Genomic DNA, 23,572 nt, shown 5'->3' with positions numbered 1-23,572 from the left:
CCGCCAAAACCACGAACGTACCCCCCGCTTCATCCCAAGGAGAGGCATATGAACGCCTGGAAGAAGATCAGCCTGGCCGCTGCGGCTGCCGTCATCGGTGTAACCGGCGCGAGCGTGGCACAGGCTCAGGAGCGTCCCGAAGCCGGCATCGATAGCTTCCGCGTCAGCATCATCGGCGGCGAGAACGAGCAGGACCGCCTGCGCAAGTACCAGTGCATGGAGGACCGGTTCGAGAGCCTGCTGGGCGTCGACACCAAGCTGTTCCCATCGTCCGACTATGCCGGCACGATGGAAGGCCTGCTCGGCGGCACTCTGGATTACGCCTTCCTGGGCTCCAGCGGCTATGCCGGCATCCACATCGAGGACCCGGACGCGGTCGAGCCGGTGCTGAGCCGCATCCAGACCAACGGCGCCAAGGGCTACCACTCGATCATGCTGAGCCGGAAGGGCTCCGGCATCGAGACGATCGAGGACGCCAAGGGCAAGCTGCTCGGCTACGCCGATCCGAACTCCACCTCCGGCTACCTGATCCCGGTCAGCGCGTTCGACGAGATGGGGATCAATCCGGACGACTACTTCGCCAAGACCACCTTCTCCGGCGGTCACGAGCAGAACGTCCTGGCGTTGCTGAACGGCGACGTCGACGTCGCCGTGACCTGGACCTCCGGCGTTGGCGAATGGGAGAACGGTTTCACCTCCGGCAACCTGCGCAAGATGGTCGACAAGGGCATGCTCGACATGTCCGAGGTCCAGCAGGTTTGGATGTCCGACCTGATCCCGAACGGCCCGGCGGTGCTGCGCACCACCCTGCCGCAGCAGGTCAAGGTGGCCGTGAAGGGCTCGCTGATGACCATGCCCTGGGATGACCCGGAGTGCTTCTACCAGACCTTCGGCGGCAATTACGCCGGCTTCTTCGAGGTCAACCACGACTTCTACCAGGGCATCGTCAACGCCCGGCGGAAGGAGATCGAGCAGGCCGAGGCGAACTAATCAGTCTCGACTGAACGCCGCTCGCCGGTCAGCGCGGCGGGACGCGGTCCGATCCCGTGCCCCGTCGGCTTCCCGGCGCCCTTTTTCGAATAGCCGATATCCGCGCACCCGGAGCCACCAATTAATGGCCAGCGATTCCTCCGCGACAGGCAGCGGGCTGTCCGGTAGCGCCGCGCGGACGCTGAGCGACCAGCGGCTCGATCAGATCGAGGCCAGCTACGCCAGCGTCGTCCGTCGCCGCAACCTCTATACCCTGCTGATGGTTGTGGTCTGCACGGTGATCATCGTCGGCGGTTTCCAGACGGCCGAAGAGGCCAATAGCGGCACCTTCTGGGGCGGCATCACCGCCTTCTTCGACTACCCCGCCGATATCATCGGCGAGGCGGTGGCGCGCGGCTGGGGCTGGTTCGCGGTGGTCTGGAAGTACGTGCCTGCCCTGATCGAGACGATCAACATCGCAATCCTGTCGACCCTGATCGGCTTCGTCGGCGGCGGGCTGCTCAGCTTCGTCGCCAGCCGCAATCTGGTCGGCAGCAAACCCTTGGTCTGGGCGATGCGCCGGGTGATGGACATCACCCGCGCGCTGCCGGAACTGGTGCTGGCGCTGTTCGCGGTGCTGGTGATCGGGCCGGAAGCCTTGGCCGCGGTGTTCGCGATCGCTTTTCATACCACCGGCGCGCTCGCCAAGCTGTTTTCCGAGGTGAACGAGAACGCCGACATGCGTCCGGTGCACGGCCTGCAGGCGGCCGGCGGCAGCTGGGTCCAACGGATGCGCTTCGGCGTGTTGCCGACGGTGCTGCCGAACTTCCTGTCCTATGGCCTGCTGCGTCTGGAGATCAACGTGCGCGCTTCGGCGATCGTCGGCTTCGTCGGCGCCGGCGGCCTGGGGCAGGCGCTCAAGACCAACGTCGGCTGGAAGCACGGCGCCGACGTCGCCGCGATCATGTTCCTGCTGATCGCAACCATCATCGCCATCGATTACTTCTCGACCTGGGCGCGCCGGCAACTTACCGGCAGCGCGGGCGTGATCTAGGCCGCGCGGAAACGTCTCCCATGACCGTCAGCACCAACAGCGCGCACGCCGCCCCGGGAGCACCCGATCAGGACCGGCTGCGCGCGCTTGAAGCCAGTCAGCCGCATGCGATCCAGACCAGCTGGCGCCAGCGTCTGATCCCGATCGGCGCGGTGGTTGCGGCCATCGCCTACCTCGTGTTCTCGGTTTTCTACTTCGAGGTGCCGCGGGTCGTGCGGGAGGCACGCGGCGATCTGATCGGCCTCTACGCGCTCGACATGTATGCCCACAAGGTGCACGTGACCAAGGAGGTCGGCGCGCCCGAGGAGGTCACGGTCCAGCTCGAGGGCAGCCGCTTCAACGAGTACGATACGCCGCCCGAGTGGGTGAGCCTGTCCGGTGCCAGCCAGACGGTCGACCTGGGCGATAGTGGCTCGGTTGTGATGGAGCCGGGGCTGGTGACGATCCGCCCGGCCGGTGGCGAGCCGATCCGGGTGCGTGCACGCGAAGATGGCGTCAAGGTGCTCTCCGCCGACGTGCCGGACTGGCTGCAGATCAGCGAGGCCAAGGTCGATGGCCGGCTGGATACCTGGGCGCGGGTGCAGATCACTAAGTCGAAGGTGGAGGTCCACCGCTACTTCCTCGGCTGGGAGAACTTCTTCTACACCTTCGACAGCGAGCTGAAGGGCAAGTCGCTGGGCGAGTTGATCGACCTGGCCTTCTTCTCCGACGAACAGCTCTCCTTCGACATGCCGAACTGGCAGTTCATCCTGGCGGAGTTCTGGGAGAACCCGGAGTGGCAACATGGCGTGATCTTCTGGGCCATGGTGCAGACGCTGGTCATGGCGATCGTGGGGACGTTGTGCGCCGCCCTGATTGCGCTGCCGCTGTCCTTCGCCGCAGCTTACAACGTCAATCCGCTGGGCGGCGTGCGCTTCGGCGTCAAGCGGCTGTTCGACAGTTTGCGCGCGGTCGACCACCTGATCTGGTCGCTGATCTTCATCCGCGCCTTCGGGCTCGGACCGCTGTCCGGCATCTTCGCCTTCATGTTCACCGAGACCGGCACCTTCGGGAAGCTGTTCTCGGAGGCGATCGAGAACATCGACCGGCGGGAACCGGAGGGTGTGCAGGCCACCGGCGCCAGCCGGCTGCAGAAGTACCGCTTCGGCGTGCTGCCGCAGATCCTGCCGGTGTTCGTTTCGCAGCTCCTCTACTTCTTCGAGTCCAATACCCGCTCGGCGACCATCGTCGGCGCGCTCGGCGCCGGTGGCATCGGGCTGAAGCTGATGGAGACGATCAAGACCCGTCAGGATTGGGAGAACACGGCCTACATCGTGCTGATCATCGTGCTGGTCGTGATCGCGATGGACTCGGTCTCGGGCTGGCTGCGCAAGCGCCTGATCGGGTCGGCGGAAGGGAGCTGAGACAGGCGACGTGAGTGTGAAAAAAGTTCTGTTCGTGACCCTGGACCAGTGGCGCGCGGACGCGCTGGCGGCGCATGGTCACCCGTGTGCGCGCACCCCTAACCTGGACCGGCTGGCGGGCGAGGGGGTGAGTTTCCGCAACCACTTCGCTCAGGCGAGCCCGTGTGGTCCAGCACGGGCCTCCTTGATGACCGGCCTGTACGCCATGGTTCACCGGTCGGTCCGCAACGGTGTCCCGCTGGACAGCCGGTTCACCAACTTGGCGCTGGAGGCGCGCCGGCTCGGTTTTCAGCCAACCTTGTTCGGGTACACCGACACCACGCCCGACCCACGCACGCGGCCCGCAGGCGACCCGGCGCTGCAATCCTATGCGGGGGTGCTGCCAGGCTTCGATATCGGCTGCCCCATGAACGAGGTGTCCTGGCCCTGGCTCGCCCACCTTCAGGCCAAAGGCTACGACCTGCCGGCGCGACCGTCGGACATCTACCGGCCGGTCGACGGCGGTGCCGGCTTCGCGGGACCGGAGCGGCACCCGCCGCGCCCCATTTACACGGCGGAGGATAGCGATACGGCCTTCCTGACCGATCGCGTGCTGGAGTGGCTGGGGCCGCGGACGGGTCAAGGCTGGTTCATCCATCTCAGCTACCTGCGTCCGCATCCGCCGCTGATCGCGCCAGAGCCTTGGGCCAGCCTGATCGATCCTGAGAGCGTGCCGTTGCCCGCGCGCCCGCGGTCCCTGCCTGCGGAGCGGGCGGCGCATCCGCTGCACGACTGGTTGCACGCCAAGCACGATGCGCCCGACATCTACACCGGCCACGATACGACTTTGTGCGCGCTGGGCGCGGCCGAATTGCGCCAGATGATTGCGACATACTTCGGCCTGCTGGCGGAAGTCGATCATCACCTCGGCCGGATTCTCGACCAACTACGGGCGACCGGCGAGCTTGACGAGACCCTTGTCGTGGTCACCGGCGATCATGGTGAGCTGCTTGGCGAACGTTGGCTGTTCGGCAAGGAAGGCTATTTCGACAGCGCTTTCCATGTACCGTTGATCATTCGCGACCCTGATGCGGAGACCACCCGCGGTACAGAGGTCGCGGCGATCACCGAGGCGGTGGACGTCGTGCCGACGATCCTGGATACCCTTGGCGGCGTCGTCCCTGAGGTGTGTGACGGCTGCAGCCTGCGTCCTTTCGTTCGGCAGGGGCGCACGCCGGCCGGTTGGCGCGAGACGGCAATGTTCGAGTTCGATTTCCGCGATGTGGCCAAGCTGGAAGCTGAACGGCATCTGGGGCTGGCGCCGGACGAATGCGCGCTTGCCGCGCTGCGCGGGTCGCGCTGGAAATACGTGCACTGTGCTGGTCTGCCGCCACTGCTGTTCGACCTGGAGGTCGATCCCCACGAAAGCCGGAACCTGGCAGGCGATCCAGCCTATGCGGCGATCGAGCGGGATTGCGCCCAGGCGCTGTTATCCAAGCGCCTTCTGCACGCCGACCGAACCTGGACGAACACCCTGTTGAGCGAGGGCGGGCCCACGATCTACCGCGGTCCGCGCCGGGCGGCGCAACGGGAGCAGGGCGCGGCATGAGCCAGGGACCCTACGACCTGGCAGTCGTCGGCGCGGGCATCGTCGGGCTGGCGCATGCCCTGGCTGCGCGACGGCTGGGCAAGCGGGTGATCGTGCTGGACCGCGAGGCTGCCAACGTCGGCGCGTCGATCCGCAACTTCGGTTTCGTCACTGTTACCGGCCAGGAACGCGGCGCGCAGTGGTGTCGGGCGCTGCGCAGCCGTGACGTCTGGGACGAACTTGCCGGTCCGGCCGGGATCGCCAACCTGCATTCCGGCCTGACGCTCGCGGTGCAGACGGAAGAAGGTCTGGCGGTGGTCGAGAGTTTCCTCGCCACGGAAATGGGCGCGGATTGCCGGCTGCTCGATCCCGACACGGCGCTGGCGCGCTATCCGCATCTGAATCCTGAGGCGCTGCAAGGCGTGTTGGAAAGTCCGCACGAGCGCCGGGTAGAAGCGAGGCAGGCGATCGCGCGTCTGACGCATTGGCTGGCCGAGGCGTTGGGCGTCACGTTCGCCTTCGGCGTCAACGTGCGCGCGGTCGATCCGCCCCGGGTCGAGACCAGCGCTGGACCGGTGGAGGCCGGTGCGATCGCGATTTGCCCCGGCAGCGATGCCACCGGCCCGTTCGCTGAGCGGCTGGCGGATTATGGCCTGTCCAAGTGCAAGCTGCACATGCTGCGTGCCGCCCCGTTGCCCGGCACCTACCGGCAGACGGCGGCGGTGATGGGCGACCTGTCGCTGGTCCGCTACCCGGGCTATGCCGATTTAGCGGAGGCCGCCGATCTGACCGAGCGGTTGGAAGCGGAGCCGAGTGCTGGCCATGCGCTTGCCCACGGCATCCACCTGATCGCGGTGCAAAGCGCCGATGGCTCGCTGGTCCTGGGCGACAGCCACGCCTACGCGGACGCGCCCGATCCCTTCCAGCCGGCGGAGGTCGACGACGCGATCCTGAACGTCGCGCGCGCCACGCTGGCGCTGGACGATGTCCGCGTGACCGAGCGCTGGACCGGGGTCTACGCCGCCTGCGCCGGGCGGGAGAATCTGATCGACCGGCCGCGCCCCGACGTTCGGCAGGTGGTGATCACCTCCGGCACCGGCATGTCCACCGCTTTCGCGCTCGCCGAGGAAAGCGTTGGCGAGCTGTTCGATCGCGATCCCAGCGCGTCCCCCCTGCCGGTGTGAGGGCAGGGCGCGGCCGCTGGGCAGTCCAAGAGACAACGGGAGGCCCCATGTTCGCCTATCAACGCCGCTACACCGGGCCCGTGCGTGCCGTGGTGCTTGACTGGGCGGGCACCACGGTGGACTTCGGCTGCCTGGCACCGGCAGCGGTGTTCCAGCGTATCTTCGAGGATGCGGGCGTCGCGGTCTCGGTGGAAGAAGCGCGTGCTTTCATGGGCCGGCACAAGCGCGACCACATCGAGGCGATGCTGGGGACCTCCGCGATCGGCCAGCGCTGGGAAGCAGTGCACGGCCGCGCGCCCGAAGCCGCGGACGTTGACCGTCTGTTCGACGCCTTTGTCCCACAGCAGCTCGCGGCGTTGGAGATTCACAGGGCGCTGATTCCGGGCGCGGTGGAAACGGCGGCGGAACTGCGCCGGCGCGGTATCGCGCTTGGCTCCACCAGCGGCTACACCCGCGAGATGATGGACCGCGTGCGCGACAGCGCGGCGGCAGAAGGGTACGTGCCGGATGTCGTCGTCGCGGTCGACGAGGTCGCACGCGGCCGCCCGGCCCCGTTCATGGCGCAGCGGGCGATGGAAGCCTTGGACGTCTGGCCGGCCGCCGCCTGCGTCAAGGTCGGTGACACGGTGAGCGACGTTGAGGAAGGGCTGAACGCCGGGATGTGGACCGTCTCGCTTGCCATCTCCGGCAACGAGGTTGGGCTGTCGTTGGCCGACTGGCAGGGGCTGCCCACCGAGCGGCAGGCGGCGCTGCGTGAGGTTGCTGCCACCCGGCTGGCGCGTGCGGGTGCCCACCAGGTGGTCGACACGATCGCGGACCTGCCGGCGGCGCTCGACGCGATCGAGGTCGCCCTGGCACGGGGCGCGCAGCCGTAGGCGCTACGGCTCGACCGTCAGCTGCACCCGGTCGGCGGCGTAAAGGGTCTGGCTGACCTCGACCGGCCGGCCGTCGGGGTCGACGTTGAGATTCTCCGCAACCAGTACCGGTGCGCCTTCGGCCAGCGCGAGCAGGCGCGCCTCGCGTCGGCTGGCGGGACGGGCGGACAGGCGGGTTTCCCGGCGGGTGTAATCGCCCACCCCGTACTCCGCGAGTGCCGGCGTGATCGCGCCGTGGCGTTCGACCGCGTCGGCCAGTCCGGGAAAGCGATCGCCGGGGAAGTGTTGGTGCGACAGGTTGATCGGGACACCGTCGGCGGTGCGCAGCGAGTCCAACCGCTGCACGTTGGCCCCAATCGGGATCTGTAGACGCTCGGCGATCGCCCGGTCGGCTTGCACTACCGCAGCGGCGAGCAGCTTGCCGCCCGGCGTTTGCTTGTTGCGGCGGATATTCTCGGAAAAACGGGTACGCCGGGATAGGCGGTAGTCGATCAGTTCGGTGCACACGAAGGTCCCGCGGCCCTGCGCGACCGTGACCAGGCCGCGATCCTCGAGATCGGCTACTGCCCGGCGCGCGGTGTGGCGGTTGACGCCATAGCGCTGGGCCAACGCCGCCTCGGTTGGCAGTTGAGCGCCCGGTCGCAGGGCGCCCGCGTCGATTTGGGCCTCCAGCTCTTGGGCGATCTGTCGCCAGATCGCAAGCCCGCCGCGGCGTTCCAGATCGGCCAAGATGATCCCCGTTAAGTTCTTGATGGGAAAGGCTTCACGAAAGCTTCATACCCCCGGTCTTTACACCCGGACCGGTTCGCCGCAGGCTAGCATTTAGTCATATAGACATCTAGACAAATCTGCGAGTTGTCGAGCCCGTGAGCGCGTCTCCTGATACCCATGCCCACGATGCGGGCATAGCCGACCCCGGTGTGCCGTCGTCCGATCCTGTCGCCCGTCGGCAGCGTTGGATGGGGGCGTTGGCGAAAGCCGATCCGGGTCAACTAGCCGGCTGTTGGTCAAACCTGCCCGCGTTGCCGGACTGGCAGCGGCTGCGCGCACCGGAGACGGGGATGGTGATGACCCGCGGGCGGATCGGTGGCGATGGCCGCCGCTTCAACCTGGGCGAGATCACGATCACCCGCTGCACGGTCCGGATCGTCGACGGGACGGCCGACGGCATCGCCGGACACGCCTACGTCATGGGGCGCGACAAGACGCACGCCGAGCGCGCTGCGGTGCTGGACGCGTTGCTACAGGACCCGGCCTGGGCCGACCGGCTGGAGGCCGTCGTGATCCGCCCGCTGTTGGACGCTGCCGCCGCCCGTCGCGCCGCGGCGGCCCGCAAGGCGGGCGCCACCAAGGTCAACTTCACCACCGTTACCCGCGGAGATGACTGACACCATGGCGCCCGCGTTCCAAATCACCGGAGATGCCGGCCTGCAGCCTGGCTTCGCCGATCCTGTTCACGGCGCGCAGCAGGCCTTCCGTGGTCTCCTGCAAGCGATGGCCCGGCCGGGGACGCTCCAGACCTGCGGTCAGGAGCTGGCGCCCCCAACCGGCCTGTCGCCGGCGATGGCTGCCGTTTGCCTAACGTTGGCCGATGCCGACGCACCGCTATGGCTGGCCCCGGCGATCGCGACGGAGGCTGCGGTTGGCTATCTGAAGTTCCACTGCAACGCGCCGGTGCTGGACGACGTTGGGCAGGCGGCCTTCGTCCTGACGGACGCTGCTGGTTTGCCCGCGCTGGATGCTTGTGCGCAGGGGCTCGATCGCTATCCGGACCGCAGCGCCACCCTGGTTATCGAGGTGCCGCGCCTAGAGGCCGAGGGGCCCGACGCCTGGACGCTGGCGGGCCCGGGGATCGAGGACACGGCCAGGCTGGCGACCGAGGGGCTGCCCGGCGACTTCGTCGACCGTTGGCGGGACAACGGGGCGGCCTTTCCCTGTGGGGTCGACCTGATCCTGACCCACGGCAGCCGCCTGGCGGCGCTGCCGCGCACCACTCGCATTACCGACGCGCAGGAGGGGTAAGGCGATGTACGTGGCCGTTAAAGGCGGGGCGGAAGCGATCGCCAATTCCCTACAGTTGCTGGCCGAGACGCGGCGCGGCGACCGGACGGTCTCCGACCTGGGCGTCGACCAGATCCGCGAGCAGTTGGGTCTGGCCGTCGACCGGGTGATGGCGGAAGGCGCGCTCTACGACCGCGCGCTGGCCGCGCTCGCCCTGAAGCAGGCCTGCGGCGATGTGCAGGAGGCGGTGTTCTTGCTGCGCGCCTATCGCACCACGCTGCCGCGTTTCGGCTACGCCCGCGCGGTCGATACCCAGGCGATGGCGGTGCGCCGTCGGATCTCCGCGACGTACAAGGACGTGCCGGGTGGGCAGGTGCTCGGACCCAGCTTCGATTACACCCAGCGCCTGCTGGACTTCCAGTTGTTGGCCGATGGCCAGATTCCCCAGGCGCCGGAAGACGCGCAGGACCCGGTTGCCGAGGAGATGCCGGGCGTGCTGCAGCACCTCGACCGCGACGGCTTGATCGAGCCATCTCCGGCCGACGACGGTACGGAGAGCCCGGCCGATATCACCCGGGAACCGGTGACCTATCCCGCCGACCGTGACACCTGGCTGCAGATGCTGGCGCGTGGCGACGAGGGCTATCTGCTCTCGCTCGCTTATTCCACCCAGCGCGGTTACGGCAACGCACACCCTTTTGCCGGGGAGATCCGGCTGGGTGAGGTTGCGGTCGGTTTCATACCGGAAGAGCTCGGCTTCGAGATCGAGATCGCGGAGATCACCCTCACCGAGTGTCAGATGATCAACCAGTTCAAGGGGTCGGAAAGCAGCCCGCCGCAGTTCACGCGCGGTTACGGCCTGACCTTCGGCCATAACGAGCGCAAGGCGATGTCGATGTCGTTGGTCGACCGGGCGCTCAGGTCACAGGAACTCGGCGAGCAACTGGTCGCACCGGCGCAGGACCAGGAGTTCGTGCTCTCGCACAGCGACAACGTCGAGGCGTCCGGTTTCGTCCAGCACCTGAAGCTGCCGCACTACGTCGACTTCCAGTCGGAACTGGTGATGCTGCGGGAGCTGCGACGACGCTTTCACGACAAGCAGGCGACGCGGGAGGCGGCGGAATGACCGCGCATGCCGAAACCGCCACGACCGAACAGACGGTCGAAGGCTACAACTTCGCCTATCTCGATGAGCAGACCAAGCGGATGATCCGCCGTGCCCTGCTCAAAGCCGTCGCGATCCCGGGCTATCAGGTGCCGTTTGCCAGTCGGGAGATGCCGCTGCCTTACGGCTGGGGCACCGGCGGTATCCAGGTCACCGCCAGTATCCTGGGCGCGGACGATACGCTGAAGGTGATCGACCAGGGGGCGGACGACACCACGAACGCGGTCAACATCCGTTCCTTCTTCGCCCGCACGGCCGGGGTCGCGACCACCACCGCGACCACGGAGGCGAGCGTGATCCAGACCCGCCACCGGATTCCGGAAACGCCGCTGACCGACCAGCAGATCCTGGTCTACCAGGTGCCGATTCCGGAGCCGCTGCGTTGGCTGGAACCGCGCGAGCGGGAGACGCGCACGCTGCATGCGCTGGGCGAATACGGCCTGATGCAGGTTTCGCTCTACGAGGACATCGCCCAGCACGGGCGAATCGCGAAGACCTACAACTATCCGGTCCAGGTCGCGGATGGCTACATCATGGCGCCCAGCCCGATCCCCAAGTTCGACAACCCGAAGATGCACCGCAACCCGGCGCTGCAGCTGTTCGGCGCCGGGCGGGAGAAGCGCATCTATGCGGTGCCGCCCTACACGGAGGTGCGCAGCCTCGACTTCGACGACTACCCCTTCGATGTCGAGGATTGGAGCACGCCCTGTGCACTGTGCGGGGCCACCGACAGCTATCTCGACGAGATCGTGACCGACGATCAGGGGGGGCGGCGCTTCGTCTGCTCCGACAGCGACTATTGCGCACAGCGCCGCCAGGACGGCGCTTCGGGAGAGACGGCATGAGCGCGCACGACGCCTGCAACGCGGATGAGCCGATCCTGTCGGTGCACCATGTCGGTAAGCGTTTCGGGCGCGTGCAGGCGGTCGACGACGTCTCCTTCGACCTGTTTCCGGGCGAGGTGCTGGGCATCGTCGGCGAAAGCGGTTCCGGCAAGACGACCCTGGTGCGCACGATCGCCGGGCAGGAGACGCCGGACAGCGGTGCGGTGCTGTATCGCGACCGCTGGGGCGCGCTCGTGGATCTGCACGCCCTGCCGGAAGGCCGGCGGCGTCGGCTGCACCGCACCGACCTGGGGCTGGTGCAGCAGAACCCGCGCGACGGCCTGCGCATGGGCGTTTCGGCCGGCGCCAACGTGGGCGAGCGGTTGATGGCGCTCGGCCAGCGGCACTACGGCACGATCCGGCAGAGCGCGCACGACTGGCTTGCGCGGGTCGAGGTCGACACGGCGCGCCTGGACGATCCGCCGGCCAAGCTGTCGGGGGGTATGCAGCAGCGCCTGCAGATCGCCCGCAACCTGGTGTCGGAGCCGAGGTTGGTGTTCATGGACGAGCCGACCGGCGGTCTCGACGTGTCGGTCCAGGCGCGGCTGCTCGACCTGTTGCGCGGGCTGGTCGCCGAGTTGGGGCTGGCGGTCGTGCTGGTGACGCACGACCTCGGTGTGGCGCGCCTGCTGGCGCACCGGTTGATGGTGATGCAGCACGGGAAGGTGGTCGAAACCGGGCTGACCGATCAGGTGCTGGACGACCCGCAGGCGGCCTATTCGCAGCTTCTCGTCTCCTCGATCCTGCCGGTGTAGACCCATGAGCCAAGACACGACTGTTCAAGCGCCAGCCGGCCCGATGATCGAGGTGCGCGGCCTGTCCAAGGCGTTCACGTTGCACCATCAAGGCGGGGTGCGCCTGCCGGTTCTGGACGCAACCGACTTCCAGGTTGCCGCTGGGGAGTGCGTGGTGCTGCGCGGGCCCTCGGGGGCCGGCAAATCCTCGCTGCTGCGCTGTCTTTACGGCAACTACCTGGCACAGTCCGGAACGATTCAGGTGCGTGGGGCCGACGGTTGGGTTGACGTGGCCAGGGCGCCGGCGCGCCGGATCCTGGAGTTGCGGCGCACGCACCTCGGCTACGTCAGCCAGTTCCTGCGTGCGATCCCGCGTGTGCCGGCCGAGCAGGTGGTCGCCCAGCCGGCGATCGACGCCGGGATGCCGCCCGACCAGGCCCGCGACCGCGCGCGGGCGATGCTGGCCCGTCTGAACATCCCCGAGAACCTGTGGCATCTGCCGCCGGCGACCTTCTCCGGCGGCGAGCAGCAGCGGGTCAACGTCGCCCGCGCGTTCGCGCGCGACTTCCCGATCCTGCTGCTGGACGAGCCGACCGCCTCGCTCGACGCGGCCAACCGCGATGTGGTGGTTGCGTTGATCAACGCAGCCCGCGAACGCGGGGCGGCGATCGTTGGCATCTTCCACGATCCAGGCGTGCGCGAAGCCGTCGCGACCCGGATTTTCGATCTGCCCGGCAAGGCGGAGGCCGCATGACCGTCCCCAAAGCCCCAGCGAACCGTAACGCGCCGGCCGGCATCGCCGGGCGCGGCGGCAACGACGAACTGATCCTGACCAACGCCCGCGTGGTCGGGCCGACCGGCGTGTGGCATGGCCACGTCGTGGTCCGCGAAGGAACCATCGCCGAGTTCGGCGAAGGCGACGTCCGTATGCCCGGCGCGGTGGATCTGGAAGGTGATCTGCTGACCCCGGGGTTGGTCGAACTGCATTCCGACAACCTGGAGCATCACGTCCAACCGCGGCCGAAGGTGCGCTGGCCGTTCCTGCCCGCGATCATGGCGCACGACGCGCAGATCTGCGGGGCCGGCATCACCACCATCCTCGACGCGCTGCGTCTGGATGACGACGAGGTCGGCGGGGCGGCGGGCCATTCCGCCCAGTTGGTCGACGCGATCGCGGAAGCCGGCCGGCGCAACATACTGCGCGCGGAACACCTGCTGCACCTTCGCGCCGAGCTGCCGGTGCCGAACCTGGCGGAGACCGTCGAGCCGTTCACCTTGAACCCCAGCCTGCGGCTCGTCTCGCTGATGGATCATTCGCCCGGTCAGCGGCAGTTCCAGGACCTCGATGTCTGGAAAACCTATTACCAGGGCAAGCACGGCTATACCGAGGCGCAGCTGGCGACGCTGGCCGTGGAATTGCAGGAGCGCGCTGCCCGGCACGGCACGCACAATCGTAAGGCGCTCGCCAAGCTCTGCGTCGACCGTTACATCCCGCTTGCCAGCCACGACGACACGACCGAAGAGCACGTCGCCGAAGCCGCAGAACTCGGTGTGAGCGTCTGTGAGTTTCCGACCACGCTGGCGGCCGGGAAGGCCGCACATCGCGCGGGGATCGCCACCGTTGCCGGCGCGCCCAATGTGGTGCGCGGCGGTTCCCACTCTGGCAACGTTGCCGCCGACGAACTGGTCGATGCCGGGGTGCTGGACTGCCTCTCCAGCGACTATGTGCCGGTCAGCCTGCTGCATTCGGTGTTCGTCCTGCATCGGCAGACCGGGCGGGATCTGTCGGACGTGTTCGCGCTGGTCACCCGTAACCCGGCGCGCATGGTCGGTCTGACCGACCGCGGCGAGATCGCCGCCGGCCAGCGCGCGGACCTGCTGCGCGTACGCGACCAGGGCGACGCCCCGGTCGTCTGCACCGTCTGGCGCGCCGGCCGCCGGGTCGCCTGATCCCGCTGTTCCCAATGGGCCTGTAGGGCGGGGGCGCCAACGTGACCACCCCCGCCGTACGGTATTGATTCAGACCTTCAGATCAGCCGGGCGCGCAGGGCGGCGCTGGTGCGTTCGACCACGATCACCAGGGCGAAGATCGACAGGATGATCGTCGCCGCTTCGTTATAGTCGAACATGTCCATCGCGGCCTTGAGTTCGATGCCGATGCCCCCCGCGCCGACCAGGCCCAGCACGACCGAGGAGCGGGTCGCCTTCTCCAGCGCGAACAGCGAGGTGGCGACCATCGAGGGCATCGCCGCCGGCAGCACCGCGCCCAGGATGATGCCGCTGCGCCGGGCGCCGAGTGCGCTCAGCGCTTCCTGGGGGCCGGGGTCGGCTTCTTCCATCGTTTCCGCGAAAAAGCGCCCGCAGAAGCCGAGCGTGTCGACTGTCAGCGCGAGCACGCCGGCGAACGGGCCGAGCCCGACCGTGATCACGAAGAAGATCGCCCAGATCAGATCCGGCACGGTCCGCATGAAGGTGATCACCCCGCGTGCCAGGTAATACACCGCCTTATTGGGCGTCTGGTTGCGCGCGGCCATGACCGCGAAGGGGATCGACAGCGCCACGCCCAGGACCGTGCCGACGACGGCCATCTGGAAGGTCTCCAGCATGGTGGCGCCGATCGACTCCATACGCCCGAAGGCTGGTGGGAACATCTCGCCGGCCAGCCGGCCCATCGAGGGGATGCCCTCGACGAAGGTGGTGACCGACATCTCGGCGGCCTGGAAGCACCAGATCACGAACGCCGCGACGGCGACGTAGAGTGTGAACGACAGCGCGTCCGGACGCGCCAGACGGTCGGGCAGGTCGCGTGTATGCCGGGTTTCGCGGGTCGGGTCAGACATGTCTTGGCTCTTGCGGCTGTGCCGGGTCGGCGGATGGGGACGGGGCGTAGAGGTCGCGCAGTTGGTCGAAGTCGACCTCCCCAACCCGGCGGTCGAACATCACCTGTCCACGCTTTAACGCGAGCACGCGGTCGCCGTAGCGCTGCGCGTGGGTGAGGTCGTGGCAGGTGAACAGCACGCCGATTCCCTCGTCGCGCATCAATTGGGCGAACAGCTCCATCACCTCCTCCCCGGCCGTGGGGTCGAGCGAGGCGGCGGGCTCGTCGGCGAACACCAGGCGCGGGCGCTGCATCAGCGTGCGTGCGATCGCGACGCGCTGCGACTGCCCGCCCGACAGGCGGTCCGCCCGCCGGCCCGCAAGGTCCGCCAGGCCGACGCGGTCCAGACAGGCCAGCGCCTCCACGCGCAGCCGCGCGGGCGCGGTTGCCTGGAACCAGTTGCGCGGGCTCGACAATCGGGCCTGAGCGCCGTGCAGCACGTTGGACAGCACCGACAGACGAGGGACCAGATTGTGCCGCTGGAAAACGAAGCCGACCTGCGCGCGCAGCCGACGCAGGTTGGGACCGCGTGCGGCCATCACATCCTGACCAAGCAGGTGTATGTCGCCCGCGTCGGGCTCGATCAGGCGCAGGCAGCAGCGCAGCATGGTTGACTTGCCGCTGCCGTTGGCGCCGATCACGGCTAGGCTCTCGCCCTCGTGCAGCAGGAAGCCGGCATTCTGCAGAACGTCGGCTTCGTCCGTGCCATAGCGCTTGCGCAGGCCGCGAACGTTCAGGTGGGCCGCGCGTTCGGCGTGGGGCACGGAAGCAGCCGCCCCCGGTGCGTGCGCACCCGGGACGGCCACTGTCTCGGCCGGTTGAACCGACATCAGTTGCCCACGAACTCGGCGAACTTCGGCCGGTCGATCGTGCGATACGCCTCGCGGACGTATTCGTAGTCGCTGGAGTCCACGTTGGCGATGAACTTCATGCCGCCGTACTTCTTGTTCTCTTCGCCGCCGTCCTGCACCACGGCCTTGACGAAGGCATCGGAGTTCTCGGTGATCGCCGTGCGGACGGCGTCGACCATCTCCGCGTCGACATGGGTGCCGGCGAGCAGGACGTCGTTCGGCAGGTCCGGGCCGCGCGCGATCACACGGAAGGCGCCCGGGGCCAGGTCGGACTTCGCGCGCAGGCGCAGGTAGTCGTCCATGTAGTTGGTGCCCCAGGCGGCGATGTCGCCGCGGCGCAGGCTTTCCAGCCCGATCTTCTGGGTGGTGTGCACCAGCTCGACGTCCTCCATCGGGTCAATGCCGTAGTCCATCAGCAGCTGCGACGGGCCGAGGTGCGAGGAGGTCGAGCCGACGTCGCCCACGGCGACCTTCTTGCCTTTCAGGTCGCGCACCGAGGTGATGCCGCTATCGGCCATCGTGATGATGGCGGAGAAGTAGTCCGGCCGGCTGAAGCCCAGCACCGGCTTGGCGTCGGTCAGCTTGTTCATGACTACGAACTCGGCCGGACCGGTCAGGATGAAATCGACCTTTTCGCTCTTCAGCAGTTCGACCGATGCGGTGCGGCTCGTCACCGGCGCGAACTCAACCTCGTAGCCGGTCTTCTCCTTGAGCAGGCTGGAGAAGGCGTCCCAGTCCCGGCGCAGCTGCTCCAGGCCGGAGACGTCGGTTACGGTCATGGTGATCGTGTCGTCGGCGGCCTCGGCCGGCGTGGTCGTCGGCGCGGCGAGCCCGAGCGCGACGGCCGCGGCCGACAGATAGGTGATCCAACGCATCGGAGTATCCTCCCGTTCTTTGGTCAGCGCGCGGCTTTGCACGTGGCTGGCCGCGCGCATGGCTATGGCGCCGTCTTCAGGGGCGCGACCTCCGCGTCGCGCACCCCAGACCATGGCCGAAGAGGCGTGACGGGAAGACCAAGAAACGGTGTCAGGAACGTTAAATCTACATGAATATACCAATGACGAAATCGTCTAATCATTTAAGTATAAGAAAATACATTCAACATAACTGTAATATGACCTTTCGCGCAAAGGAGAATATAGAAATCCCGAGCCCATCGAGAAGGCGTGAGAAGGGAATTGCTTGATGCATGCGAAGGGTCAGGACGCCGCGACTAACAGCCTTCAAGCAGACGACGTATCGCAATCGGTGTTGCAGGCATCCGAGGTGACCCTGGTCGGCGGGCGAACCCTGCTGCCCGACGGGTCCCTCGAGGATGCGTGTGTCACCTTAGCCGACGGTCGGATCGCGTCCGTACATGCGGACGAGGGCAGGCCGACAGCGCGCCGGATCGACCTGGCCGGTCGGCTGTTGCTGCCGGGCATCGTCGATCTGCATGGCGATGCGTTCGAACACGTATTGATGCCGCGTTCCGGCGTGCGGTTCCCGATGGCGGTGGCGCTGGCCGAGATCGACCGGCAGCTGGTCGCAAACGGCATCACGACAGCCTTCCACAGCTTGACCTACAGCTGGGAGCCGGGGCTGCGCGGGCGCGACACGGTGGTCGAATTGATGGCGGCATTGGACCGTCTGGGCCACGAGTTGGCCTGTCAGCCGCGCGTGCATCTGCGCTTCGAATTGCACAACGTCGACGCGGTCGACGAGGTGGCCGCGTGGCTGGACGCCGGGCGGATCGATCTGCTCTCGCTGAACGACCACCTGGAGATGATCGTCGGCCGGCTTGAGCGGTTGGACAAGCTTGCGCAATATGCTGAGCGTACTGGCCTTTCGATCGAGCAGTACCAAGAACTCGCCCAACAGGTCGCCCGGCGCGGATCGGAGGTACCGGATGGCGTCGCCCGGGTGTGTGCGGCGGCACGCGCGGCCGACGTCCCGATCGCAAGCCACGACGATGAGACTCCGGAAGCCTGCGCGCACTTCCACGCCTTGGGGGCGCGGTTGTGCGAGTTTCCCTGCAATCTGGAAACCGCCGAGGCGGCGGCCGCCACCGGCGATTCCGTGATCCTGGGCAGCCCGAACGTGGTGCGCGGCGGCAGCCATGATGCCCGTCTGACGGCGGAGGATGCCGTGCGTGCCGGTCTGTGCGATGTGCTGACCACCGACTATTACTATCCCGCCCCGCTGCTCGCCGCCTTCCAGCTGGTCGCGGGCGGTGTTTGCGACTTCGCCGCAGCGTGGGATTTGGTCTCCGGCGGTCCAGCGCGTGCGGCCGGGTTGAGTGATCGGGGGATGATCGCTGTTGGTCAGCGTGCCGACCTTCTGGCCGTGGACGATAGTGTGCCTGGCGTGCCGCGGGTCTCGGCGACCTGGACCGGTGGCCGAATGGTCCATCGCACCAGCCCAGAGGTCGGCGGGTAATCTGCATCTGTTGGGTCCCGCGTTCGTTCGGGCCGCTGGCTGTAAGGCGGGGTGCGGCTGAAAAGCGCAGATGCACATGAGAAGCAGTTGCAATAACGGGTGCGATTTGTCAGCATCCCGGTGAGCCTGCCGGCAGATAGGTCGTCGGGCTCTCTCATGTGCAAATCCTGGGCCCGGCGCGTTCGCCCGTCGGGCCTTTTTTCTGCCCGCCTGCCTTGTCGGCCACCGCATGGCGAATAGGGCGGACGTGAGGGTCAAGCGCGCCGGCGTGCGTTTCCTTATTGCGAATGATTTGCAGTTGCACTAATCTGGGGCTGCGCGGTATCGGCCTGCCAAGCGTCGTGCCGCCGCGGACCGCAACAGCTGCGTGCGAGAGCGAGATGACCAGCACGGCCTTCGAGAACCGGGAGACGGCGGACCTGTCGAGCGGCGGCATGTTCGCGCTCTGGTGCCTACGCAAGCGGGTCTATTGCCTGAAACAGGGCGAAGATCCGCAAGAGAACCTTGGTCACGGCTTCGAACTGGCCGGCATTCGTTCGGCCATGCGCGACTTTGAAGTGCTGTTCAAGTGGCTGGCCCAGAATGCCACCCGTCCGATTCAGCTCGGGGACCTGAAATGCGGCCGGGTTTCCCCGGACGAGGGTCTGTTGCTCGCGGCCCTGGCCGCTTTCCAGCGTCAGGACGCCGCCTCGGGGCGGCTGCTGCTCGGATGCTTCATGCCGCGGGTGGCGTGCCTCCACGCCGCGCCGACGGCGGCCAAGTTCGCAAGCGCCCTGACGCAGGCGGAACTGCCGATCGATCTCGTAGAGCCGCAAGCGTGCGTGACGGAGCGCCGTCATCCGGAGGATCGACGCGCTGCGCCCTCTGCCGCTGTCCCCTCAAGCGTATTGGTTCACTGAAGGAGGTGCCGAGATGGCGAGACTGTCGACCAACGACATCCTCGACTTCGCCATCGTTTTCCTGGCGGACGAGGCGGCGCCGCGGCTCCGGGAGATTCCCTGCCACATGCGTCAGCTGAGCGGGGGTTGGTTCAGTCCCTGTACCGAAGTCATCCGCGGCCGGGTCGAAGCGCTGGTGGCCTGCAGCTTCCTGCGCGTGTCCAACGATAACGCCTTTCCGGCCGAGCGTCGTGTTCATGCGACGGATGGCGGGCTCGCTTATGCCCAAACACTGCCGCGCAAGGTTGCGCCGCAAGCATGCCTGCCGTTGCTGGTCTGGCGTGGGCTGCAGATGTCGCTCGCTGGGCGAATGACCAGCGATGCGCGTTCGGCGTTGATGCTCGAACTGGCCCATCACGAAGCCGCTCTGCCGCCAATGGCGGACTTGGCGAACGACTTCGCGGCCATCCAGCAGGGTGGCCTACATGGGGCGGGGTGACGGCGTGAACGCACGGCAGCGCGCGCCGGCAACGAGCATGGCGGACGACCCGGGCCAGTCGATCCAGGGCTACCGCGCGGCCCGGCGCCGCCTTGTCGCCCGTGTCGCTGTGAACCCCGTTGGCGTCTGGGCAACTGGCGTGATGCTGGCGCTCGTTGCGACCAGCGCCCTCGTCGCGGGCGTCTTCAGCCTTTCGCTCAGGTAAGCGCCCAGCGGTTCGGTGGCCCTCAAAAGGCTTGGCTCTCGATTGTTGGAGAGGACGACATGACGGTCATTACGCAGTTGGATACAGCGAGTGGCTTGGACACCGCGGGCAATGAAGACCCGGGCGCGCAGGTCGCCCAAGCCCTGAGCCGGGTGGCGGGCGAGGCGGCCGTGGTGCGGCTCAAGATCCAGGCTCTGCGCTGGCAGTATGCGGGCTTGCAGCGCCGCGCGCTGGAGGACCTGCTGATCGAGCGCGAGGGCGAATTGAGCCGTCTGCTGAATACAGCCGCGGTACGGCTCCGGACTTTGGGATACACGGTGCCGATCGGACTGACGGGGGACCGCGCGAACTCGTCGATCAGCCTGGAGGCCGTGGATGGCGATCATGATGCCCAGGTGCGCAGCCTGTGCGACGACATTGGGCATCTGATCGCCAGCTGCCGGACGACCCATGCCATCGCCCAGACGATCGATGCCCGCACGGCGGATCGCCTAGCAGAGCAGATCCGGACGTTGGAGAAGAGCGTCTGGATGCTTTCGGCCCAGGCATCGCACGACTAACGCCTGGTGTCGCCCGGACCCGGCGCTCGGGTTTTAAGCGTTCAGCTTCCGGGCATGCGGAGCGGTGCATTCGCTCGGATGTTTTGTCGCATCGCTCGCCGAGAGTCGCCAAACGGCTTGACGCTACTGCAGTTCATTCTCAATATTATCCCGTGTCGTGGAGGAGGATACGATGATCGGAGATTGCGGGTTCGGGCGGTCCATCGTGCGCGGTTTGCGTGCGGCTTGGCAGCGCGACACAGCACGCCGTCAGGAGGTGCAGGAACGGCTGCTGGAAAACCCAGGGCGCGCCGAGGGGCGCGTCGCGGATTGGTCGGTCGATCGGATCGTCGAATACCTGCGGCGCGACAGCCGGCGGACGATGCGGTTCGCGGACGTCGAGTCCTGCGAGCTGACGGGGGACGAACGCCACCTTATGAGCCTGCTGGAGGATATGCGCGACCAGCAGGCGCAACAGGCCGAAATGAAGGCGCAATGGCTGGTCAAGCCGGCGAAGATCGCCGGCCTGCTGGAGCGCATGCGCCCGCTCGCCGACATTGCCAATCGCCATGATATGACCGATGCGGAGCTGCATCGCCAGAGCGCCCGCGCCATCATGGACGCGTACCAGCATGGTGCGGTCTGACCAGCGCCCACACTGGTTCCTGTAGAGCCGGTTCTTTATAAATTTGCTGTATTTGGGGGAGGGCCCGGCGGCCGCGCGGAGCCTCTAGACGGAACGTAGATCGGTGCGCTGTTCGAGCGCCTCGGCGCTTTCGCGTCGTTCCGAATAGCGGTCGACCAGATGCTCCGCATGACCACGGGTTAGCAGCGTGAACTTCACCAGTTCCTCCATCACGTCGACCACGCGGTCGTAGAGTGGCGAGGCGCACATCCGGCCGTCGTCGCCGAATTCCTGCCAGGCCTTGGGCACGCTCGACTGGTTCGGGATGGTGATCATCCGCATCCAGCGTCCCAGCAGGCGCATGCTGTTGACCGCGTTGAACGACTGCGAGCCGCCGGAGACCTGCATCAACGCCAACGTGCGCCCCTGGGTCGGCCGGATGGAGCCGAGCGCCAGCGGCAGCCAGTCGATCTGCGCTTTCATCACCCCGCTCAGGTTGCCGTGCCGCTCGGGCGAGCACCAGACCTGCCCCTCGGACCACATCGACAGCTCGCGCAGTTCTTGAACCTTGGGATGGTCGGCGTCCGCATCGTCCGGTAACGGTAGGCCGTCTGCGTGGTAGACGTGCGTCTCAGCGCCCATCGCCTGCAGCAGCCGCTGCGCTTCGTAGGTCAGGAAGCGGCTGTAGGACCGTTCACGGAGCGAGCCGTAAAGCAGCAGGATGCGCGGAGGATGCGTCGGTCCCTCGGCGCCGGCGTCGATGCCGGGCACCTTGAAGGCGCGCGGGTCCAGGTTGCCGGGCAGACAACTCACGTGGTCGTCCTCCGGGCTTGGGCGCCGGACAGCCAGGGCGCGTCCGGGAAGTAGCGCCGGCCGAGCCAGAGGGCGACGTTCACCAGCGCGATCAAGACCGGGACCTCGATCAGCGGGCCGATCACGGTGGCGAACGCGACCGCCGAGCCGAGCCCGAAGGTCGCCACCGCGACCGCGATGGCGAGCTCGAAGTTGTTGCTGGCGGCGGTGAAGGCGATCGAGACGGTGCGCGGATAGTCCGCCTCGACCAGCCGTCCCATGGCGAACGAGATCAGGAACATCACCAGGAAGTAGATCGCCAGCGGCAGCGCGATCCGCAGGACATCCACCGGCAACTGCAACACCATCCCGCCTTTGAGCGAGAACATTGCCAGAATAGTGAACAGCAGGGCGACCAGCGTCAGCGGGCCGATCTTCGGCGCGTAGACCCGATCGAACCAGTCCCGGCCCTTGAGCGCGATCAGGCCGTAGCGCGAGACCACGCCGAGCAGGAAGGGGATGCCGAGGTAGATCGCCACCGCGTGTGCGATGGTGGCGAATTCGACCTCGACCACACGCCCCTCAAGTCCGAACAGCGGCGGCAGCACGCTTAGGAACAGCCAGGCGTAGACGGAGAAGAAGGCGAGCTGGAACAGGCTGTTGAAGGCGACCAGCCCGGCGGCGTACTCGCTGCTGCCGCGCGCCAGCCGGTTCCACACCAGCACCATCGCGATGCAGCGCGCCAACCCGATCAGGATCACGCCGGTCATGTAGTCCGGCCGGTCGGCCAGGAAGGCGACGGCGAGCGCGAACATCAATACCGGCCCGATCAGCCAGTTCTGCACCAGCGACAAGAGCAGCACCCGCCAATCTGCGAACACCCGCGGCAGTGCCTCGTAGCGGACGTTGGCGAGCGGCGGGTACATCATCACGATCAGGCCGATTGCGATCGGCACGTTGGTACTGCCCACACGCGCGCTTTCCAGCAGCGCCGGCAACCCTTCGACGGCGCTGCCAAGCGCGATGCCGAGTGCCATCGCGGCGAAGATCCAAACGGTCAGGAAGCGGTCCAGCAAGGCCAGACGCGGACGGCTGTCGGAAGCCATGGCGGTATGATCCGGTCAGGGTGGTCGACAGATCAGCTGTCGGCGGAGGTTTCGGCCGTCCCTTGGCCCAGACGGTCGATTTCGGCCTGCAAAGACATGCGATCGAGTGTGCTGATCGGCAGGTTGATGAAGATGCCCAGACGGGTGTTGATCTGCCGGAAGACGTCGGCCACGAACGCCCGCTTCTCCGCCGCCGAACCGTTGGCGCCGGACGGGTCCGGGAACGGCCAGTGGGCGGTCATCGGCTGCCCGGGCCAGACTGGGCAAACCTCTCCGGCCGCCCCGTCGCACAGCGTGAACACGAAGTCGAGCCGGGGCGCGTCGTTGCCAGCGAACACATCCCAGCTTTTGGAGTGGACGCGAGAGGTATCGAAGTCGGCGCGCTGCAGCAGATCCAAAACCTCTGGATTGATCTGGCCGGCCGGATGGCTGCCCGCGGAGAAGGCCTGGAACCGCCCCGCGCCGGTTTTATTCAGGATGCACTCCGCCATGATCGAGCGGGCGGAGTTGTGCGTGCAGAGGAACAGCACGTTGAAGACGCGTTCGGTCATGGCGGGGCTCCGGTCTGACACGATGGTTGTCTAGCGTTGCTGGTGAACTTCGCAGTCCTGGTCAGTCTTCAGGTCCGAACAGATCTCTGGCCGGCCGCCGCAGCAGTCCTCGGTCAGGAACCGGAGCAGCGCGCGCGTGCCGGCGATGTCGGCGGCATAGACGATGTGCCGGCTCTCCCGCCGGCTGCGGACCAATCCGGCCTGCTCCAACTGCTTCAGGTGGAACGACAGTGTCGCCGGCGGCACGTCCAGCCGGGCGGCGATGTCGCCGGCGTAGCAGCCATCGGGCGCGCAGCGGATCAGCAGGCGGAAGATGCCGAGCCGCGTCGGCTGCGCGAGCGCTGCGAAGGCTGTGGTCGCAGTTTGTGTTTCCATGTTTCCAGAAATATCAAAA

General features: G+C 67.1%; 27 protein-coding genes. 19 read left to right on the top strand and 8 right to left on the bottom strand.

Translation table 11 applies throughout. The features are described 5' to 3' along the window. The first annotated feature begins 48 nt into the window (after positions 1-48). From phnD to phnX, 6 genes are all read left to right on the top strand, one after another. Positions 49-990 carry a phosphonate ABC transporter substrate-binding protein gene (phnD, locus tag RHOSA_RS0116420; RefSeq protein WP_037256515.1) on the top strand — a complete coding sequence of 314 codons (942 nt, stop codon included), beginning with the start codon at positions 49-51 and terminating at the stop codon, positions 988-990. Between the two features lie 124 nt (positions 991-1,114). Further along, entirely contained in the window at positions 1,115-2,023 is a 909-nt protein-coding gene (gene phnE / locus RHOSA_RS0116415) for a phosphonate ABC transporter, permease protein PhnE (RefSeq protein ID WP_081728780.1), read from the top strand. A gap of 20 nt (positions 2,024-2,043) precedes the next feature. Next, positions 2,044-3,426, top strand: coding sequence for a phosphonate ABC transporter, permease protein PhnE (gene phnE / locus RHOSA_RS0116410; RefSeq protein WP_051432232.1), 1,383 nt, complete (start codon positions 2,044-2,046; stop codon positions 3,424-3,426). A 10-nt stretch (positions 3,427-3,436) separates the two neighbouring features. After that, the gene (locus RHOSA_RS0116405; protein ID WP_027289537.1) at positions 3,437-5,014 is read left to right on the top strand and encodes an alkaline phosphatase family protein; all 1,578 of its coding nucleotides are present in this window, start codon (positions 3,437-3,439) and stop codon (positions 5,012-5,014) included. Further along, the gene (locus RHOSA_RS0116400; protein ID WP_027289536.1) at positions 5,011-6,177 is read left to right on the top strand and encodes a TIGR03364 family FAD-dependent oxidoreductase; all 1,167 of its coding nucleotides are present in this window, start codon (positions 5,011-5,013) and stop codon (positions 6,175-6,177) included. Before RHOSA_RS0116405 ends, RHOSA_RS0116400 begins: the two co-directional genes overlap by 4 nt. Positions 6,178-6,224: 47 nt before the next feature. Continuing rightward, the gene (phnX, locus tag RHOSA_RS0116395; RefSeq protein ID WP_027289535.1) at positions 6,225-7,052 is read left to right on the top strand and encodes a phosphonoacetaldehyde hydrolase; all 828 of its coding nucleotides are present in this window, start codon (positions 6,225-6,227) and stop codon (positions 7,050-7,052) included. A 3-nt stretch (positions 7,053-7,055) separates the two neighbouring features. On the opposite strand, the gene phnF is transcribed toward phnX, so the two are convergent. Next, the gene (phnF, locus tag RHOSA_RS0116390; protein WP_027289534.1) at positions 7,056-7,781 is read right to left on the bottom strand and encodes a phosphonate metabolism transcriptional regulator PhnF; all 726 of its coding nucleotides are present in this window, start codon (positions 7,779-7,781) and stop codon (positions 7,056-7,058) included. A 137-nt stretch (positions 7,782-7,918) separates the two neighbouring features. Between phnF and phnG the strand changes: the two genes are divergently transcribed. Genes phnG through RHOSA_RS0116355 form a run of 7 tightly spaced genes read left to right on the top strand, consistent with a single transcriptional unit; the run spans position 7,919 to position 13,786 of the window. Then, the gene (gene phnG / locus RHOSA_RS0116385; protein WP_244880662.1) at positions 7,919-8,440 is read left to right on the top strand and encodes a phosphonate C-P lyase system protein PhnG; all 522 of its coding nucleotides are present in this window, start codon (positions 7,919-7,921) and stop codon (positions 8,438-8,440) included. 4 nt (positions 8,441-8,444) lie between these two features. Then, complete coding sequence (gene phnH / locus RHOSA_RS0116380) at positions 8,445-9,074, top strand: phosphonate C-P lyase system protein PhnH (RefSeq protein WP_156092780.1); 630 nt, start codon at positions 8,445-8,447, stop codon at positions 9,072-9,074. Between the two features lie 4 nt (positions 9,075-9,078). Then, positions 9,079-10,179 (top strand): carbon-phosphorus lyase complex subunit, encoded by a 1,101-nt coding sequence (locus tag RHOSA_RS0116375; protein ID WP_027289531.1) that lies wholly within the window; start codon positions 9,079-9,081, stop codon positions 10,177-10,179. Further along, positions 10,176-11,063 (top strand): alpha-D-ribose 1-methylphosphonate 5-phosphate C-P-lyase PhnJ, encoded by an 888-nt coding sequence (locus RHOSA_RS0116370; protein WP_027289530.1) that lies wholly within the window; start codon positions 10,176-10,178, stop codon positions 11,061-11,063. Before RHOSA_RS0116375 ends, RHOSA_RS0116370 begins: the two co-directional genes overlap by 4 nt. Continuing rightward, positions 11,060-11,857, top strand: a complete 798-nt coding sequence (gene phnK / locus RHOSA_RS0116365; protein ID WP_027289529.1) for a phosphonate C-P lyase system protein PhnK — start codon at positions 11,060-11,062, stop codon at positions 11,855-11,857. Before RHOSA_RS0116370 ends, phnK begins: the two co-directional genes overlap by 4 nt. A gap of 4 nt (positions 11,858-11,861) precedes the next feature. Then, positions 11,862-12,590, top strand: a complete 729-nt coding sequence (phnL, locus tag RHOSA_RS0116360; RefSeq protein ID WP_051432229.1) for a phosphonate C-P lyase system protein PhnL — start codon at positions 11,862-11,864, stop codon at positions 12,588-12,590. Further along, complete coding sequence (locus RHOSA_RS0116355; protein ID WP_081728779.1) at positions 12,587-13,786, top strand: alpha-D-ribose 1-methylphosphonate 5-triphosphate diphosphatase; 1,200 nt, start codon at positions 12,587-12,589, stop codon at positions 13,784-13,786. The genes phnL and RHOSA_RS0116355 overlap by 4 nt, the downstream gene beginning before the upstream one ends. A gap of 77 nt (positions 13,787-13,863) precedes the next feature. Here RHOSA_RS0116355 and phnE (RHOSA_RS0116350) read toward each other — a convergent pair whose 3' ends face one another. From phnE (RHOSA_RS0116350) to RHOSA_RS0116340, 3 genes are read right to left on the bottom strand one after another with little or no spacing between them, the layout of a single operon-like run. Further along, positions 13,864-14,676 carry a phosphonate ABC transporter, permease protein PhnE gene (gene phnE / locus RHOSA_RS0116350; protein ID WP_027289526.1) on the bottom strand — a complete coding sequence of 271 codons (813 nt, stop codon included), beginning with the start codon at positions 14,674-14,676 and terminating at the stop codon, positions 13,864-13,866. Then, positions 14,669-15,544 carry a phosphonate ABC transporter ATP-binding protein gene (locus RHOSA_RS23055; RefSeq protein WP_051432228.1) on the bottom strand — a complete coding sequence of 292 codons (876 nt, stop codon included), beginning with the start codon at positions 15,542-15,544 and terminating at the stop codon, positions 14,669-14,671. The genes phnE (RHOSA_RS0116350) and RHOSA_RS23055 overlap by 8 nt, the downstream gene beginning before the upstream one ends. Continuing rightward, positions 15,544-16,440, bottom strand: a complete 897-nt coding sequence (locus tag RHOSA_RS0116340; RefSeq protein WP_027289525.1) for a PhnD/SsuA/transferrin family substrate-binding protein — start codon at positions 16,438-16,440, stop codon at positions 15,544-15,546. Before RHOSA_RS0116340 ends, RHOSA_RS23055 begins: the two co-directional genes overlap by 1 nt. A 310-nt stretch (positions 16,441-16,750) precedes the next feature. Between RHOSA_RS0116340 and RHOSA_RS23050 the strand changes: the two genes are divergently transcribed. The 6 genes from RHOSA_RS23050 (at position 16,751) to RHOSA_RS0116310 (ending at position 20,750) form a co-directional block, all read left to right on the top strand. Continuing rightward, a complete protein-coding gene (locus tag RHOSA_RS23050; RefSeq protein WP_081728778.1) occupies positions 16,751-17,983 on the top strand; it encodes an alpha-D-ribose 1-methylphosphonate 5-triphosphate diphosphatase in 1,233 nt (410 codons plus the stop codon). 380 nt (positions 17,984-18,363) lie between these two features. Beyond that, positions 18,364-18,882, top strand: a complete 519-nt coding sequence (locus RHOSA_RS0116330) for a hypothetical protein (RefSeq protein ID WP_027289524.1) — start codon at positions 18,364-18,366, stop codon at positions 18,880-18,882. Positions 18,883-18,895: 13 nt separating this feature from the next. Continuing rightward, positions 18,896-19,360, top strand: a complete 465-nt coding sequence (locus tag RHOSA_RS0116325; RefSeq protein ID WP_027289523.1) for a hypothetical protein — start codon at positions 18,896-18,898, stop codon at positions 19,358-19,360. Between the two features lie 37 nt (positions 19,361-19,397). Continuing rightward, entirely contained in the window at positions 19,398-19,565 is a 168-nt protein-coding gene (locus RHOSA_RS0116320; RefSeq protein WP_156092778.1) for a hypothetical protein, read from the top strand. 59 nt (positions 19,566-19,624) lie between these two features. Beyond that, a complete protein-coding gene (locus RHOSA_RS0116315) occupies positions 19,625-20,125 on the top strand; it encodes a ferritin-like domain-containing protein (protein ID WP_027289521.1) in 501 nt (166 codons plus the stop codon). A gap of 172 nt (positions 20,126-20,297) precedes the next feature. Then, positions 20,298-20,750, top strand: coding sequence for a hypothetical protein (locus tag RHOSA_RS0116310; RefSeq protein WP_027289520.1), 453 nt, complete (start codon positions 20,298-20,300; stop codon positions 20,748-20,750). Between the two features lie 84 nt (positions 20,751-20,834). On the opposite strand, the gene arsH is transcribed toward RHOSA_RS0116310, so the two are convergent. From arsH to RHOSA_RS0116290, 4 genes are read right to left on the bottom strand one after another with little or no spacing between them, the layout of a single operon-like run. Next, a complete protein-coding gene (gene arsH / locus RHOSA_RS0116305; protein ID WP_027289519.1) occupies positions 20,835-21,542 on the bottom strand; it encodes an arsenical resistance protein ArsH in 708 nt (235 codons plus the stop codon). Next, entirely contained in the window at positions 21,539-22,627 is a 1,089-nt protein-coding gene (gene arsB, locus RHOSA_RS23045) for an ACR3 family arsenite efflux transporter (RefSeq protein WP_037256508.1), read from the bottom strand. The genes arsH and arsB overlap by 4 nt, the downstream gene beginning before the upstream one ends. A 32-nt stretch (positions 22,628-22,659) precedes the next feature. Further along, positions 22,660-23,178: an arsenate reductase ArsC gene (locus tag RHOSA_RS0116295; protein ID WP_027289518.1), complete on the bottom strand. Its 519-nt coding sequence runs from the start codon at positions 23,176-23,178 to the stop codon at positions 22,660-22,662. A 30-nt stretch (positions 23,179-23,208) separates the two neighbouring features. Further along, positions 23,209-23,553: an ArsR/SmtB family transcription factor gene (locus RHOSA_RS0116290; protein WP_027289517.1), complete on the bottom strand. Its 345-nt coding sequence runs from the start codon at positions 23,551-23,553 to the stop codon at positions 23,209-23,211. Positions 23,554-23,572 lie beyond the last annotated feature (19 nt).

It is taken from the genome of Rhodovibrio salinarum DSM 9154, assembly GCF_000515255.1.
In the GTDB taxonomy this organism is placed as follows: domain Bacteria; phylum Pseudomonadota; class Alphaproteobacteria; order Kiloniellales; family Rhodovibrionaceae; genus Rhodovibrio; species Rhodovibrio salinarum.
The sequence above is the reverse complement of the archived record's forward strand: the minus strand, read 5'-3'. Positions and strand labels throughout refer to the sequence as shown.

Bases quoted from the DNA above. Each gene is read 5' to 3' on its own strand.
- RHOSA_RS0116325 (WP_027289523.1), top strand. From the start codon at position 18,896: ATGGCGAGACTGTCGACCAACGACATCCTCGACTTCGCCATCGTTTTC.
- RHOSA_RS0116290 (WP_027289517.1), bottom strand. From the start codon at position 23,553: ATGGAAACACAAACTGCGACCACAGCCTTCGCAGCGCTCGCGCAGCCG.
- RHOSA_RS23050 (WP_081728778.1), top strand. From the start codon at position 16,751: ATGCATGCGAAGGGTCAGGACGCCGCGACTAACAGCCTTCAAGCAGAC.
- RHOSA_RS0116320 (WP_156092778.1), top strand. From the start codon at position 19,398: ATGGCGGACGACCCGGGCCAGTCGATCCAGGGCTACCGCGCGGCCCGG.
- RHOSA_RS0116315 (WP_027289521.1), top strand. From the start codon at position 19,625: ATGACGGTCATTACGCAGTTGGATACAGCGAGTGGCTTGGACACCGCG.
- phnE (WP_081728780.1), top strand. From the start codon at position 1,115: ATGGCCAGCGATTCCTCCGCGACAGGCAGCGGGCTGTCCGGTAGCGCC.
- RHOSA_RS0116400 (WP_027289536.1), top strand. From the start codon at position 5,011: ATGAGCCAGGGACCCTACGACCTGGCAGTCGTCGGCGCGGGCATCGTC.
- RHOSA_RS0116295 (WP_027289518.1), bottom strand. From the start codon at position 23,178: ATGACCGAACGCGTCTTCAACGTGCTGTTCCTCTGCACGCACAACTCC.
- phnD (WP_037256515.1), top strand. From the start codon at position 49: ATGAACGCCTGGAAGAAGATCAGCCTGGCCGCTGCGGCTGCCGTCATC.
- RHOSA_RS23055 (WP_051432228.1), bottom strand. From the start codon at position 15,544: ATGTCGGTTCAACCGGCCGAGACAGTGGCCGTCCCGGGTGCGCACGCA.
- phnE (WP_051432232.1), top strand. From the start codon at position 2,044: ATGACCGTCAGCACCAACAGCGCGCACGCCGCCCCGGGAGCACCCGAT.
- RHOSA_RS0116330 (WP_027289524.1), top strand. From the start codon at position 18,364: ATGACCAGCACGGCCTTCGAGAACCGGGAGACGGCGGACCTGTCGAGC.
- RHOSA_RS0116310 (WP_027289520.1), top strand. From the start codon at position 20,298: ATGATCGGAGATTGCGGGTTCGGGCGGTCCATCGTGCGCGGTTTGCGT.
- phnX (WP_027289535.1), top strand. From the start codon at position 6,225: ATGTTCGCCTATCAACGCCGCTACACCGGGCCCGTGCGTGCCGTGGTG.
- RHOSA_RS0116355 (WP_081728779.1), top strand. From the start codon at position 12,587: ATGACCGTCCCCAAAGCCCCAGCGAACCGTAACGCGCCGGCCGGCATC.
- arsB (WP_037256508.1), bottom strand. From the start codon at position 22,627: ATGGCTTCCGACAGCCGTCCGCGTCTGGCCTTGCTGGACCGCTTCCTG.
- RHOSA_RS0116375 (WP_027289531.1), top strand. From the start codon at position 9,079: ATGTACGTGGCCGTTAAAGGCGGGGCGGAAGCGATCGCCAATTCCCTA.
- phnE (WP_027289526.1), bottom strand. From the start codon at position 14,676: ATGTCTGACCCGACCCGCGAAACCCGGCATACACGCGACCTGCCCGAC.
- phnK (WP_027289529.1), top strand. From the start codon at position 11,060: ATGAGCGCGCACGACGCCTGCAACGCGGATGAGCCGATCCTGTCGGTG.
- phnL (WP_051432229.1), top strand. From the start codon at position 11,862: ATGAGCCAAGACACGACTGTTCAAGCGCCAGCCGGCCCGATGATCGAG.
- RHOSA_RS0116370 (WP_027289530.1), top strand. From the start codon at position 10,176: ATGACCGCGCATGCCGAAACCGCCACGACCGAACAGACGGTCGAAGGC.
- RHOSA_RS0116340 (WP_027289525.1), bottom strand. From the start codon at position 16,440: ATGCGTTGGATCACCTATCTGTCGGCCGCGGCCGTCGCGCTCGGGCTC.
- phnH (WP_156092780.1), top strand. From the start codon at position 8,445: ATGGCGCCCGCGTTCCAAATCACCGGAGATGCCGGCCTGCAGCCTGGC.